The organism is Ruegeria sp. BJ6, from assembly GCF_056537885.1.
The window spans coordinates 40,032-53,167 of record NZ_JBQFSG010000004.1; the positions used below are offsets into that span (position 1 = coordinate 40,032).

General features: G+C 58.0%; 14 protein-coding genes. 10 read left to right on the forward strand and 4 right to left on the reverse strand.

What is annotated here, in order from left to right:
- The first annotated feature begins 123 nt into the window (after positions 1-123).
- The 6 genes from ACR0D6_RS10865 (at position 124) to ACR0D6_RS10890 (ending at position 5,534) form a co-directional block, all read left to right on the forward strand.
- Positions 124-1,086, forward strand: coding sequence for a calcium/sodium antiporter (locus tag ACR0D6_RS10865; protein WP_480451629.1), 963 nt, complete (start codon positions 124-126; stop codon positions 1,084-1,086).
- A gap of 21 nt (positions 1,087-1,107) precedes the next feature.
- Positions 1,108-1,887, forward strand: a complete 780-nt coding sequence (locus tag ACR0D6_RS10870; RefSeq protein WP_480729301.1) for an SDR family oxidoreductase — start codon at positions 1,108-1,110, stop codon at positions 1,885-1,887.
- 290 nt (positions 1,888-2,177) lie between these two features.
- Positions 2,178-4,052 carry an excinuclease ABC subunit UvrC gene (uvrC, locus tag ACR0D6_RS10875; protein WP_480765516.1) on the forward strand — a complete coding sequence of 625 codons (1,875 nt, stop codon included), beginning with the start codon at positions 2,178-2,180 and terminating at the stop codon, positions 4,050-4,052.
- Positions 4,053-4,168: 116 nt separating this feature from the next.
- Positions 4,169-4,837, forward strand: coding sequence for a CDP-diacylglycerol--glycerol-3-phosphate 3-phosphatidyltransferase (pgsA, locus tag ACR0D6_RS10880; RefSeq protein ID WP_170654496.1), 669 nt, complete (start codon positions 4,169-4,171; stop codon positions 4,835-4,837).
- A 3-nt stretch (positions 4,838-4,840) separates the two neighbouring features.
- Positions 4,841-5,086, forward strand: a complete 246-nt coding sequence (gene moaD, locus ACR0D6_RS10885) for a molybdopterin converting factor subunit 1 (RefSeq protein WP_480451622.1) — start codon at positions 4,841-4,843, stop codon at positions 5,084-5,086.
- A 4-nt stretch (positions 5,087-5,090) separates the two neighbouring features.
- Positions 5,091-5,534 carry a molybdenum cofactor biosynthesis protein MoaE gene (locus ACR0D6_RS10890; protein ID WP_480765671.1) on the forward strand — a complete coding sequence of 148 codons (444 nt, stop codon included), beginning with the start codon at positions 5,091-5,093 and terminating at the stop codon, positions 5,532-5,534.
- Positions 5,535-5,583: 49 nt separating this feature from the next.
- Here the strand turns inward: ACR0D6_RS10890 and ACR0D6_RS10895 are convergent, their stop codons facing one another.
- The 4 genes from ACR0D6_RS10895 to ubiA all read right to left on the reverse strand — a co-directional run bounded on the left by ACR0D6_RS10895 (position 5,584) and on the right by ubiA (position 9,596).
- Positions 5,584-6,114 (reverse strand): hypothetical protein, encoded by a 531-nt coding sequence (locus tag ACR0D6_RS10895; RefSeq protein WP_480451621.1) that lies wholly within the window; start codon positions 6,112-6,114, stop codon positions 5,584-5,586.
- A gap of 216 nt (positions 6,115-6,330) precedes the next feature.
- Positions 6,331-6,651, reverse strand: coding sequence for a hypothetical protein (locus ACR0D6_RS10900; RefSeq protein ID WP_170654504.1), 321 nt, complete (start codon positions 6,649-6,651; stop codon positions 6,331-6,333).
- 1 nt (position 6,652) lies between these two features.
- Positions 6,653-8,569, reverse strand: a complete 1,917-nt coding sequence (locus ACR0D6_RS10905) for an OmpA family protein (protein ID WP_480765517.1) — start codon at positions 8,567-8,569, stop codon at positions 6,653-6,655.
- Positions 8,570-8,633: 64 nt separating this feature from the next.
- On the reverse strand, positions 8,634-9,596 hold the full coding sequence (gene ubiA, locus ACR0D6_RS10910) for a 4-hydroxybenzoate octaprenyltransferase (protein WP_480451617.1): 963 nt from the start codon (positions 9,594-9,596) through the stop codon (positions 8,634-8,636).
- A gap of 12 nt (positions 9,597-9,608) precedes the next feature.
- Between ubiA and ACR0D6_RS10915 the strand changes: the two genes are divergently transcribed.
- From ACR0D6_RS10915 to ACR0D6_RS10930, 4 genes are all read left to right on the forward strand, one after another.
- The gene (locus tag ACR0D6_RS10915; protein WP_480765518.1) at positions 9,609-10,334 is read left to right on the forward strand and encodes a 16S rRNA (uracil(1498)-N(3))-methyltransferase; all 726 of its coding nucleotides are present in this window, start codon (positions 9,609-9,611) and stop codon (positions 10,332-10,334) included.
- Between the two features lie 428 nt (positions 10,335-10,762).
- Positions 10,763-11,140 (forward strand): hypothetical protein, encoded by a 378-nt coding sequence (locus ACR0D6_RS10920; RefSeq protein WP_480765519.1) that lies wholly within the window; start codon positions 10,763-10,765, stop codon positions 11,138-11,140.
- The gene (locus ACR0D6_RS10925) at positions 11,137-11,664 is read left to right on the forward strand and encodes a hypothetical protein (RefSeq protein ID WP_480765520.1); all 528 of its coding nucleotides are present in this window, start codon (positions 11,137-11,139) and stop codon (positions 11,662-11,664) included. The genes ACR0D6_RS10920 and ACR0D6_RS10925 overlap by 4 nt, the downstream gene beginning before the upstream one ends.
- Positions 11,665-11,730: 66 nt before the next feature.
- Positions 11,731-13,101 carry a glutamate--cysteine ligase gene (locus ACR0D6_RS10930; RefSeq protein ID WP_480765521.1) on the forward strand — a complete coding sequence of 457 codons (1,371 nt, stop codon included), beginning with the start codon at positions 11,731-11,733 and terminating at the stop codon, positions 13,099-13,101.
- The last annotated feature ends 35 nt before the right edge of the window (positions 13,102-13,136 follow it).

The following is a 13,136-nucleotide window of genomic DNA, read 5'->3' on the forward strand; positions in this document are numbered from 1 at the left end:
TCTGGCGATGTTCGGAAGACTTCGGTTTCCGGGGCAACGTCGGCTGCAATCGTCCAAATGCCCGCGCTGCGGGAGATATCGGATCGGTAAAGGCCCCTGCGCCTGCGAGCGGGGGGACCGCACATGACGGCATGGCTGTTTTCGGGGCTTGGGCTGTTGATTTTGCTGCTGGGGGGCGACGCGCTGGTGCGTGGCGCCGTAAATCTCAGCCTGCGCCTAGGTGTTCCTGCGCTGATCGTCAGCCTGACAATCGTCGCTTTCGGGACGTCCGCACCGGAACTGCTGATCGCCATCAGCGCGGTGAAGGAAAACGCGCCGGGCATCGCCCTGGGTAACGTCGTCGGTTCGAACACGGCCAACATTCTTCTTGTACTGGGGCTTCCGGCCCTGCTTGCCACGCTTCACACCAGTGAATGCAACAGCCGCCGAAACTATGTTTTCATGCTGATTGCATCCGTTCTGTTCATTGCACTGGCCTTTTGTGGGGTCTTTACCGTCCTAAGCGGGGCGATCCTGCTTGCGGCACTTGCGCTTGTTTTGGGGAATGCGTTCCGGCAGGCGCGCGCGCATCGCAAGGCCTGCGGTGCAGCATGCGAGGAAGAAGACGAATTGGAAGGGTTGGAGGAAGCCGACCCGGATATGCCGTACTGGAAAGTCGCGATGTACCTGATCCTGGGTCTGATCGGCCTGCCCATCGGGGCGCATCTGCTGGTCGAAAACGCGACGGTTATCGCGCGGACCTACGGCGTCAGCGAAACCGTTATCGGTTTGACGCTGGTGGCGGTTGGCACATCGTTGCCGGAACTGGCGACCACCGTCATGGCCGCATTGCGGCGACAGGCCGATGTCGCGCTGGGCAATGTGATCGGCTCGAACATGTTCAACCTGCTGGCCATTGTCGGTATCGCCACGCTGTTCGGCAAAATACCGGTCGACCCGGAGTTCCTGTATTTTGACCTTTGGGTCATGCTGGGCGCGTCGCTTTTGCTGGTTCCGTTCGTGTTCTTCAAACAGGATATCACCCGTGCGTGGGGCTTTGTCTTGACCTTGCTCTACGCAGTCTATGTGATCATTTTGCTGGCGTAATTTCTTTAAGGGAGCCTCGTCATGACCCGAGCACTCGTAACCGGTGCGGGCATTCGTCTGGGCCGCGCGATGGCGCTGTATTTGGCCGAGCGCGGAATGGACGTGGCGGTCCACTATGCCACGTCAGCAGAAGCCGCAGAAGATACCGTCGCGGCCATCCGCTCAATGGGGCGCAAATCGGTCGCTCTGCAAGCCGACTTGCTTGACGAATCCCGGGTCGAGGCGCTTTTGCCGGATGCTGTCGAGGCATTGGGTGGGCCAATCACTTGCCTGATCAACAATGCGTCGGTCTTTGAGTACGACAATATCCACACCGCAACCCGGCAAAGCTGGGATCGGCATATGGACAGCAACCTGCGCGCGCCGTTCCTTCTGACGCAGCAGATGGCCGAGCAAGGTTTGCAGGCGGAAATCGATGCAAATGGTGAACCGATAGCGTCGGGTCTGATCGTCAATATGGTCGATATGCGTGTCCGCAAACTGACGCCCGAGTTCATGTCATACACGATTGCTAAAATGGGGCTGTGGGCCTTGACGCGGACTGCAGCGCAGGCTTTGACACCGGCCATTCGCGTGAACGCAATCGGCCCCGGCCCGACATTGCAAGGGCACCGTCAAAGCGATGCTCATTTCGCCGCTCAAAGGGCCAATACGATTCTGGAGCGGGGTGCGAATCCGTCGGATATCACGGCCGCGCTGGGCTATTTTCTGGACGCACATGCTGTCACGGGACAGCTGTTGTGTGTGGATGGAGGCCAGCATCTTGGCTGGCGAACACCTGATATTCTTGGGGTTGAATAGGCGGAATCGATGCAAGTTTTGCACCGCTCGCGTTTCCGTTACTTTGACGTTACAAAAATGTCTTATTTTTCATATACTTGACAGGTGATACTGTTTTTTGTGTTTGGTTTCAACACCTTAATATTGTGCCTATTTTTTGTGCAACTCAAGGAATGCCCAACGTTTCATGGGGAATCTGCAAGCTCACAAAAGTTATATGCATAGTTATCCACAGAAACCGTGGATTTGTTTCCTCTTGATTTGAGCTGCTCAAGATTGCAGCCGACGCCAGAGAATCATATTTCAGTGCAATGACTCCCGAGAGCGAATCGACCTCAACCGAAAACCTTACCGGCTATGCCTGTATCCAGAGCTATCTGAAGTCACTGGACAGTTCGCCCGGTGTCTACCGAATGCTGGATGTGGACAGCCGTGTTCTCTATGTCGGCAAGGCCCGCAATCTGCGGGCCCGCGTTTCGAACTATGCGCGGCCGGGCCATTCAGGGCGGATCGAGCGGATGATTGCCGCGACCGCTTCGATGATGTTTCTGACGACGCGAACCGAGACCGAGGCGTTGCTGCTGGAACAGAACCTGATCAAGCAGCTCAAGCCAAAATACAACGTGCTGCTGAGGGACGACAAAAGCTTTCCCAACATTCTGGTGGCCAAGGACCACGCCTTTCCTCAGATCAAGAAACATCGTGGCGCCAAGAAGGAAAAGGGAACTTACTTTGGCCCATTTGCCAGTGCGGGTGCGGTGAACCGTACACTGAACCAGCTGCAAAAGGCATTCCTGCTGCGCAATTGCTCGGATTCCATGTTCGAAAGCCGTACGCGCCCCTGTCTTCTGTTTCAGATCAAGCGCTGTTCGGGCCCTTGTGTGGGACTAATATCGGAGGAGGGGTATGCCGAAAGCGTCAAGGATGCAGAACGTTTTCTGTCGGGCCGCTCAACCAGAGTGCAGGAAGATCTGGCGCTACAGATGCAGGAAGCGTCTGACGCTATGGAGTTCGAGCGCGCTGCCGGTCTGCGCGATCGCATACGCGCGTTGACACAGGTTCAGACCTCGCAAGGTATCAATCCGCGTGGCGTGGCCGAGGCGGATGTGATCGCCCTGCATATGGAAGGTGGACAGGCCTGCGTGCAGGTTTTCTTTATCCGAGCCAACCAGAATTGGGGCAACAAGGATTTTTATCCACGCGTGGGTCCGGACGTATCCGCGGCCGAGGCGATGGAGGCCTTCCTTGGCCAGTTCTACGACAACAAGGAACCGCCCCGGCAACTGATCCTTTCCGATGCCATCGAAAACGCGGATCTGATGCAGCAGGCGCTTTCGGACAAGGCCGGGCGCAAGGTTGAAATTCTTGTCCCCCAACGCGGGGAAAAGACCGAACTGGTGTCCGGGGCCCTGCGAAACGCCCGCGAGTCGCTGGCCCGGCGCATGTCGGAAAGTGCCACGCAGGCCAAGCTGTTGCGCGGTGTGGCCGAAGCGTTCGACCTGGATGGCCCGCCGGGTCGGATCGAGGTCTACGACAACTCGCACATTCAGGGCACCAACGCCGTGGGCGGTATGATTGTGGCTGGCCCGGACGGCTTTGTGAAAAACGCCTACCGCAAGTTCAACATTCGCGGCGACGACCTGACGCCGGGTGATGATTTCGGCATGATGAAAGAGGTTCTTTCCCGGCGTTTCACCCGCCTTCTCAAAGAAGATCCCGACCGCGACAAGGGGCTGTGGCCTGATCTGCTGCTGATCGATGGCGGCGCCGGGCAGGTCAGCGCAGTGCATGAGATCATGCTGGCCCATGGGGTTGGGGATATTCCGATGGTCGGCGTGGCCAAGGGCATCGACCGCGACCACGGCAAAGAGGAATTCCACCGTATCGGACAGCGCCCCTTTGCGCTAAAACGCAACGATCCTGTTTTGTACTTCATTCAACGCCTGCGGGACGAGGCGCACCGCTTTGCCATTGGCACGCACCGCGCCAAACGCGCCAAGGCAGTCGGGGCGACGCCTCTGGATGAAATCCCTGGTGTTGGGGCCGCCCGCAAACGCGCCCTGCTTGCTCATTTCGGCAGCGCCAAGGCTGTCAGCCGTGCGAACCTTGCAGACCTGAGGGCGGTTGATGGCATCTCGGCGGGGTTGGCGCAAAAGGTCTATGACTTCTTCCACGACAAGGGTTAGCAAAGCCTTCGTATTTTCTTCTGCGCAAAAATACCTTCATCGGTGACACCGTGCATTGCATGGTTTTTCAACGCCGTGCCTTCCCTGTCCCGCATGACCGATATAGTGTCCGCCGCATGAAGTGGAATTTGCCCAACATTCTGACCTTGCTCCGCCTGCTGGCCGCGCCCGGTCTTGCCGTGATGTTTCTGTATTTTACGCGGCCGTACGCCGATTGGTTCGCGCTGATCCTGTTCCTGTCCGCCGCCATTACCGACTGGTTCGACGGTTACCTTGCCCGGGCATGGAAGCAGGAAACCAAGATGGGTGCGATGCTGGATCCCATCGCCGACAAGGCGATGGTTGTGATCGCGCTGATGATCCTTGTGGGATATTCAACCGAACACTGGACACCATGGCTGGTGCTTCCGGCAACCGTGATCCTGTTTCGTGAGGTGTTTGTCTCCGGCCTGCGTGAATACCTTGGCGATGTTGCAGGGACCCTGAAGGTGACCAAACTGGCCAAGTGGAAAACGACTGCACAAATGGTTGCCATCGCCGTCCTGTTCTCGCAGGGGATATTCGAACACTATCTTGTTATGTCGTCCTTTGGCATGGACGACGCGCTGATATCGCAAATCCTTAATGGCGAGGTAGAGGATGTGCACGGCCTGCGATGGAAACTCGAAGGCATGTTTTGGTCTGGCCGGATCGGCCTGTGGCTGTTGTGGATTGCCGCCACCCTGACGTTGATCACCGGCTATGACTACCTACGTAAAGCCATGCCCCATCTGAAGGAGTCCTAAGGTATGGATGTGCTTTATTTTGCCTGGGTTCGCGAACGGATCGGTCTGCCGAAAGAGCGCGTTGAAACGACCGCTTCCACGGTATCCGAACTGGTGGCCGAACTGCGCGCACGCGAACCCCGATACGAGGCCGCCTTTGCCGATCTTTCCGCATTGCGCGTTGCGCTGGATCAGGAGCTTTCCGATTTCGATGCCCCGCTGAACGGTGTGCGCGAAGTTGCATTTTTTCCACCGATGACAGGTGGCTGAACCCATGCGGATCGTCGTGCAGCAGGATGCGTTTGATCTGGGGGCCGAAGCCAACGCCTTTGCCGCCGGGGATACCACCAGTGGCGCCGTGGTGACCTTTACCGGTGTTGTCCGGGATTTGGCCAGCGGCGATCTGGATGTGATGGAGATTGAGCACTATCCGGGGATGACCGAAAAGGCGCTGGAAAAGATTGCTCAAGAAGCCAAAAAACGTTGGTCGCTGGGCGATGTGTTGGTCATTCATCGCCACGGTCGGCTTGCGCCCGGGGATCGGATCATGATGGTTGCAACCTCTGCCCGTCACCGCAAGGATGCTTTCGAGGCGGCAGAATACCTGATGGATTACCTAAAATCGCGCGCGCCGTTCTGGAAAAAGGAAATTACCACGTCCGGATCGGATTGGGTCGAGGCCAAGGACGAAGACGAGGATGCGCTGACCCGCTGGTAAACCGGTTGCCGACACCCGCGTTAGGGATGTCGGCGAGGGCAGACTCAAATCAGCCGGATTGTTCCGTATTGCACTCACGGGCCGCTTCGATGGCCTTGAAGGTGCCGTCCAGATTTACCCCAAATGCAAACTCTTTCTCGGGGAACACGATCATCTCGTGTTTCTTCATGACGTCATCGACGAATTGCGGGTTATTCGCCAGTATGTATCCACCGGTGTAACCCTCTGCCAGGTGCTTGGTCTTTTTATGGGCTTCCGCCGAATACAGATTTCCGTCGAGGGACAGGATGATTTCTTCCTTTTTCCCTTTCAGCCCGATGTCGTTTTTGGTGAAGACGCCCAGATACCCCATTTCATGATCTGCGGTCAGGCCCATCTGTACGACGTTGGCGTTTTCGTCCATGCGCTCGATAAGGCAGGACTTGCGGTTGTCATCCACAAAGATGGTCCATCCCGATTCTTCACCCCACTTTGTGAAGGTGTCGTTTTCTGAGGGAATTACATCGTCCGACGCCAAGGCCGAAGTGGCAGCGAATACGCTCAGGATGGTTGCGGTTTTGAAAGTTGTCTTGAAATTCATGGCACGCTCCATTGTGCTGGATGGTGTTTCCAAGTGGTGCAGGCAAAAATGCACCCATGCAGTATGTTGAATTTATTGGACAAGTCAAAGTTGTATCGCGGATACCGGCCAATTTACGCCGACGCGAAAACGTACCCGCAATTTCATTGGCGGGGTGGCCTGAAGTTGGCTTTGAAAATGCCGGACGAACCGGCGGCAAAACGGGTAGCGGCGCGTTCAGTCAGCGTTGTTGATCCTGCCGCGCAACTCCTCGGCTTCTTGCCGGGCGGCGCGCAAACCCTCCATAGCGGCAGAAAGTTCTGCTTCGGTTTGCGTCAGCTGATTGGTCAGCTCGGCCTCGCGCTGTTGCAAATAGGTGATCGCCTGATCGCGGGTTTCTTCTGCCTCATGCAGCTCCTGACTCATCCGATCCAGATCCGCCACATCGCTTTGCCGGACGCGCGACAGACGATGCGCCAGCCAGTTGGCGAACCAACCCATGCAGAAGGCCACAAAAAGGATGATCGCCGTTGCGATGATGAATTCCGTTCTGTTCATGTCACTGCTCCTGCGCCTCTGCTTCCGGGCTGTCCTCGGCCTGTTCGGCTTCCTGCTCTTGTTGGGATGCTTCCAGAGCATCAAGGCCTGTTTCCGTATCCTCCACCGGTTCGGGGCGGATCAGCCTGAACTCGATTCGGCGGTTCTCTTCGCGGCCTTCTTCGGTATCGTTGTCGGCGATAGGCTGTGTTTCCCCATATCCCACGGCAAGGTAACTGGAGGTCGGAACCCGGCGGGTGCGCAACTCGTTCAGGATGGATTGAGCCCGCGACTGGCTGAGCTGCTGGTTCATTTCTTCGCGGCCCTGACTGTCGGTGTGGCCCTGAATCTCCATCCGGATCGGCCCGCATTCGCGCAAGATGTCCGCAATCTGGTTCAGTGTCTCCAGCGCGTCCGAGGCTACCGTGGCCGAACCGGGTTCAAATGCGATCTTCCGGCTGTCCTGCACTTCGGCGATGCGTGCTTCACAGGTTTCCGGGTCGGGCAATGTATCTTCGGGCTCGGGTGGTGGCTGATAGGTTATGGACAGGGTGAAATCCTGCGCCTCGCCCAGCTTGTCCGACAGTATGCGCGCGATTTCGGCTTTGGCGTCTTGATCGTGGCTCATGCCGCTCAGGACAACCGCATCAGGGGTTACGGTGAGGGCGCCGTTGTTCAGATAAGATAGCGCCTCAAGACCGGCCAGAACGCGAACGGGCCAGTCCGCCGGAAGTCCGGGTACCATGCGGGTTGCGATATGAACCCTGCCGGTTCCAAAGGCTGCCTGCGCGTAGCTGTCCACCATATTACGCAAAGTTTCGTCATTCACCCGCCCGCGCAGTTGAACCAATCCTTCGGGGCTGCGGGTTGCCGTAAACTCGGGCGGGCCGCTTGTTTCTGCAATCTCGGGCTCGGGCAGCACTGCATGCAGGGCAAAAACATCGGGCAGAGCGTTTTCAAGCTCGCCCACAACTCTGTCGAACAGGGACTGGTCGGTTCCCTGGGCAGCGATCAGCGTGATATCTGCGTCGGACATGGTGACCGAGCCCTGACCCAGTGCAGCCACCGACTGGATGCCCAGTTCCGCGGCTCTTGCCCATCTAGGGGAGGGCACACCAAGACCGATCGTGCAGCTTGCCCGGCCGCTCAACCCAGATCGTTGCGCGGCGGCGATTATGCTGTCGCGCGCGGCGTCATCCTGAGCCGAACAGGCATCGAAACGACCGCCGTTCTCGTCAATCAGATAGCGCAGGGTGAATGGTGTGATGACCGGGCGAGGGGCCGTGATAGACAAACCGATTCGCAAACTTGGCGGTGCGGAACGCGTCAGTTCCTGTTCCAGCTTTTCTTTTTCCTGCTGACTATCGGCAATCGCTGTTATCTTTACGAGGCCAGGGCTGGCCGAAATCTTGGCGCGTGGCAGACGTGTTAGCGCCTGCACGGCATAGGACATCGCGTCGTCCCACCCCTTGGGTTTGGGATAGTCGGCACTTTCCATCAAATCCGAGACGTTGGCATTGCCATCAATATTGCGCAGCGTCTGCACGAACGCTTCGCGGTCTTCGCTGGCCGGTATCAGGCCAATGACGGATATACCGCTGTCGTTGCGCAGGATTTCGGCGGAAAACCGGGGCGGCGCAAGATCCGCGGTCGGAGCAACGTCCATTTCGTCGATCACGCGTGAGGCGTCGACTTCGGTTCCCGCAACGGTCAAAGCGTTGAACCGGGTCGCTTCGTCCTTGGCCGTGCCCGTCAGGACAACCCGGAGCCCGTCCGACTGAACCTCGGCCCATTCATGCGCTTCCAGTGACAGCGCACGACGCACCGCCCTTTCCGATTCCGCCTCGACCCGCGAAACAGCAAAGATCGCTCCGGTCAGGGCAAGTCCCGCTGCCACGGCAAAAGTCAGAAGAACGACGATGGAATAGGAAAGGCGCATGAACGGACGGTCACTCTTCGAACGGTTGGTGCGAAGTCATATAGGCCATAATCCCGAGGTGCAATCAGGCCAGCAGGGCGGCGCAGAAGAAGATCAGCGGAATAAGGCCGGTATCCCGATTGGACCGGAACAACTGTATCAGCTTGGAATTATCCTCGATGTCCAGTCCGCGCAGTTGCCATGCCATGTGCCAGCCCATCGCCCATGGTCCGGCAATGGCAAGCACAAGTGCCAGAACGGATGCGTCTGGCAAAGCGGCCTCGATCACGGCAAGGCCCATTAAGCCGATGGTCGCAACAAGAAAGTACTTTAGCCAGCGCGCAGTGTCCGTGCCAAACAACCGGGCGGTGGATTTGATGCCGATCAGGGCATCATCTTCGGTGTCTTGATGGGCGTAGATCGTGTCATAGAACAACGTCCATGAAATACCGGCGGCATACAATATAACCGCTGGCCACCCGACCGAGCCACTGTGGGCCGTCCATGCCAGCAAGGCCCCCCAGTTGAACGCAAGGCCCAGAAAAACCTGAGGCCACCAAGTAAAGCGTTTGGCATAAGGATAGATTGCAACCGGCAACAACGACAAAACACCCATGGCGATGGCGGCCCGATTGAACGTCAGCAGGATCAGCAGCGCCAAAAGACTTTGCAGAACCATCCAGACGACGGCCTGTCTGACGGACACCTGACCCGATGGAATCGGCCGGGACCGTGTTCGTTCGACCTGACCATCGAAATTGCGGTCGGTGATGTCATTCCAGGTGCACCCCGCGCCTCGCATCAAAAATGCCCCCAAGGCACAACCGATGGCGATCCAGACGTCCTCCCAGCGTGGGTTGCCATCGTTCAGAATCGCCAGTGCCAGACCCCACCAGCAGGGAATCAACAGCAACCACGTTCCAATCGGACGGTCCGCGCGCGACAGCCGCAAATATGGCCGGCTGAACGCGGGTGCGTAACTATCTACCCAATTGCCGGAAACGGCATCAGCGACTTGTCCATCTGGCGTTGGGACATTGCCTTGCATATGTAGGCTCTCATGAGTGCAAAGATCAGACTGTATGTAGAGCACCCTTTGGGTGAGGGGCAATCGGTTCCTTTGACGCGGGATCAGGCGCATTACCTGTTCGGCGTCATGCGTCTGGCCGTTGGAGCATCGTTGGCGCTGTTCAACGGAAAGGATGGCGAGTGGCTGGCTGAAGTTGTCGAGGCGGGAAAACGCGGTGGCGCGCTGCTCTGCGCCAGTCAGACAAAGCCGCTTCAGATGCCGCCCGATCTGTGGCTGCTCTTTGCCCCTATCAAAAAGGCGCGCACCGATTTCATTGTCGAGAAAGCGGCCGAGATGGGGGCTGCGAGGATCATCCCCGTGCAGACCGAGTTCACGAATTCGGAACGGATCCGGCAGGATCGTCTGCAGGCGCATGCTATCGAGGCCGCCGAGCAATGCGGCGGAACCTTCGTGCCGCAGGTGGGCGACTTGCAAAAACTCGACCGTATGCTGGACGACTGGCCCGAAGGGCGCCAGTTGATGTTCTGCGATGAGGCCGAGGTCGGCTCGGCCCTGCGGTTGTCGGAAAACGAAACCGGGTGCCCATGGGCCATCCTGATCGGTCCCGAAGGCGGGTTTTCCGAACGGGAACGTAAGCGACTTTCATCCCTGCCTTTTGCGCATGTGGTCAGTCTTGGACCCCGTATCCTGCGGGCTGATACGGCAGCGGTTGCAGCTATGACAATGTGGCAACAGGCGTTGGGAGATTGGGCTTGAGGCCGGCGCCACGCCTTTATGTGCTGACCTCCACTAATTCGGACAGCGCAGTTGTGCTCAGACGGGGGCCGAGCGACGAAGTCGCAACCGTATTTTGGGACCGGTGCAGCAACCGGTTTGAAACCGCGCAATGGCTTAAAGGGCGCATCCATGAATACCGGTGCGATCTGTCACCGGATGGTCGCCACCTCGTCTATTTTGCGTGTAAGGGTGGACAATGCTGGACCGCGGTTTCACGAGCTCCATGGCTTACGGCTATTGCGCTCTGGCCGCAATCCAGCAGTTGGTGCGGTGGTGGGGCTTTCACTGACGGCGGGCTTCTCTGGCTGAACGGTTCGCGGGCGGCCCGTGATTTGCCGGACGGGCTGAAACCCTCGGATTCAGACGCTTACCCGCACTCGACTGATGGATTTCACATTGGAGATCTTGTGAAGGTCCAGATGTTGCGTCGGGGATGGAGGCATGTTTCAGGCAGCGGTTATGAAACCGAATTGCGAAAACCTGTGTCGCGACAATGGGAGTTGAGACTGAGCTTTGCTGTTGGCCAGTCAAACAGGGCGCTGATTTCGAATCGCTACGTGTTGGTTTCATCCGTTGATAAGCGGATTATTGAATTGCCTGACTGGCAATGGGCTGACAAATGCGGAGAAAAGATTCAATGGGCTGAAGCCGGAGCGATTTGGCAGGGAAAGCTTTGTCGCGATGGAACCCTTGACGAAAAGACAATGCTACACAATCTCTCTGAGATGCAGTTTCAGGAAACACGAGCCCCTTACCAGGGTATCTCAGAGCGGTTGGCCAGATGAGTTTCATTCGTCCGGAAGCGAAAGTTGCCTTGTGGCGCTGGCGTGAAGTTCTTGCCGCGGTCTTTGTTCTGGTTCTGGGCATGAGCTGGATTGGCGGCCCGGGTGGATTATTGGGCTGGCTGGGCTGGGTGCTGGTTCTTGTATCGCTGGCGCTGGCCGTCATCGGTGTGCAGCGGGCGCGATTTCGCAAGGGGGCAGGCGGCCCCGGCGTCGTGACCGTGGACGAAGGGCAAATCACCTATCTTGGTCCCCTTGCCGGTGGCATTGTCGCCGCGCGGGAAATCGAGCGGCTGGCACTCGACCCGACCTCGCGTCCGGCGCATTGGGTGTTGGAACAGCCCGGGCAGCCGTCCCTTCACATTCCAGTGAATGCGGAAGGGGCCGAAATGCTGTTTGACGTATTCTCCAGCCTTCCGGGACTACGAACCGAACATATGTTGTCCGAACTCAACGGTGATTCCCTTCATCCCGTCGTGATATGGGAGCGCACACCATCGCGCCCACCCCACATAAGGCTGCATTGACACCCGGGCCGTTTGCGCCCACGACTGGCCTTCAAGTCAAGACACAGCAGGATCGGAGCTTCCTCCATGTCCATCCCTCAGTCCGGCGGCGGACCGATTGAACGCCACGAACAACTGGCCGAATATCTGGAATCGGGCTGCAAGCCCAAACAGGATTGGCGCATCGGCACCGAGCATGAGAAATTCGGCTATTGCAAAGATACGCTGAAGCCGCTGCCTTATGAAGGCGAACGCTCGATTGTCGCTGTGCTGAAGGGGCTGCGTGATCTGCACGGCTGGGCGCCGATCGAAGAAGGCGGTAAGCTGATCGGGCTGGAAAAGGACGGTGCGAATGTCTCGCTCGAACCGGGCGGACAGTTGGAGCTGTCAGGCGCACCGCTGGAAACGATTCACGAGACCTGCGATGAGGTGAACGCGCATCTGCGCGACGTGAAGGATATCGCCGACAAGATCGGTGTCGGATTCATCGGCTTGGGTGCCGCGCCGATCTGGACGCACGAGGATATGCCGCTAATGCCCAAAGGGCGTTACGTGCTGATGAACGACTACATGGAAAAGGTCGGCAGTCTGGGCCGCGCGATGATGCGGCGCACCTGCACGGTTCAGGTCAATATCGACTTTGGATCCGAGGCTGACATGGTAAAAAAGCTGCGCGTCGCTTTGGCGTTGCAGCCGGTGGCCACGGCTCTTTTTGCCAACTCGCCCTTTTTTGAAGGCAAACCCAACGGCCACAAAAGCTGGCGCAGCTATATCTGGCGGCATCTTGATGATGCGCGAACTGGAATGCTGCCATTTGTTTTCGAAGACGGTTTCGGCTTTGAGCGCTACGTTCAGTACGCGCTGGATGTGCCGATGTACTTTGTCTATCGCGATGGCAAGTACATCGACGCGCTGGGCATGTCGTTCCGTGACTTCCTGAATGGTAAGCTGCCCGCCCTGCCGGGCGAGACGCCAACGCTCAGTGATTGGGCGGATCACCTGACCACGGCCTTCCCAGAGGCCCGAATCAAGAAATTCATGGAAATGCGCGGAGCCGATGGTGGTCCGTGGCGGCGTCTGTGCGCGCTGCCCGCATTCTGGGTTGGCCTGACCTACGACCAGTCCGCTCTGGATGCTGCGTGGGATCTGGTCAAAGGCTGGGACGCCGAAACCCGTGAAGCCCTGCGTGTCGAAGCCTCGATCAAAGGACTGCAGGCACAGGTCGGCAACATCAACATGCACGATCTGGCCCGCGAGGTTGTATCCATCGCCGAATCTGGTCTGAAAGCCCGTGCATATCCCGGTGCCGGCGGTCTGGTACCGGACGAGACGCATTTCCTCAGCGCCCTCAAGGACAGCATCGATACCGGCAAGGTTCCGGCGGACGAGTTGCTGGACTGTTATGAGGGCGACTGGAACGGCGATCTGACGCGGATTTACCCTGAATACAGCTATTGACCTGATTGTCACGCCGGGTTCAGGGCAGGAATGCA

Coding starts and splice junctions, on each gene's coding strand:
- ubiA (WP_480451617.1), bottom strand. CDS start 9,596: ATGCAAGGCAATGTCCCAACGCCAGATGGACAAGTCGCTGATGCCGTT.
- ACR0D6_RS10915 (WP_480765518.1), top strand. CDS start 9,609: ATGAGTGCAAAGATCAGACTGTATGTAGAGCACCCTTTGGGTGAGGGG.
- ACR0D6_RS10905 (WP_480765517.1), bottom strand. CDS start 8,569: ATGCGCCTTTCCTATTCCATCGTCGTTCTTCTGACTTTTGCCGTGGCA.
- moaD (WP_480451622.1), top strand. CDS start 4,841: ATGGATGTGCTTTATTTTGCCTGGGTTCGCGAACGGATCGGTCTGCCG.
- pgsA (WP_170654496.1), top strand. CDS start 4,169: ATGAAGTGGAATTTGCCCAACATTCTGACCTTGCTCCGCCTGCTGGCC.
- ACR0D6_RS10925 (WP_480765520.1), top strand. CDS start 11,137: ATGAGTTTCATTCGTCCGGAAGCGAAAGTTGCCTTGTGGCGCTGGCGT.
- ACR0D6_RS10930 (WP_480765521.1), top strand. CDS start 11,731: ATGTCCATCCCTCAGTCCGGCGGCGGACCGATTGAACGCCACGAACAA.
- ACR0D6_RS10865 (WP_480451629.1), top strand. CDS start 124: ATGACGGCATGGCTGTTTTCGGGGCTTGGGCTGTTGATTTTGCTGCTG.
- ACR0D6_RS10895 (WP_480451621.1), bottom strand. CDS start 6,114: ATGAATTTCAAGACAACTTTCAAAACCGCAACCATCCTGAGCGTATTC.
- ACR0D6_RS10870 (WP_480729301.1), top strand. CDS start 1,108: ATGACCCGAGCACTCGTAACCGGTGCGGGCATTCGTCTGGGCCGCGCG.
- ACR0D6_RS10900 (WP_170654504.1), bottom strand. CDS start 6,651: ATGAACAGAACGGAATTCATCATCGCAACGGCGATCATCCTTTTTGTG.
- uvrC (WP_480765516.1), top strand. CDS start 2,178: ATGACTCCCGAGAGCGAATCGACCTCAACCGAAAACCTTACCGGCTAT.
- ACR0D6_RS10890 (WP_480765671.1), top strand. CDS start 5,091: ATGCGGATCGTCGTGCAGCAGGATGCGTTTGATCTGGGGGCCGAAGCC.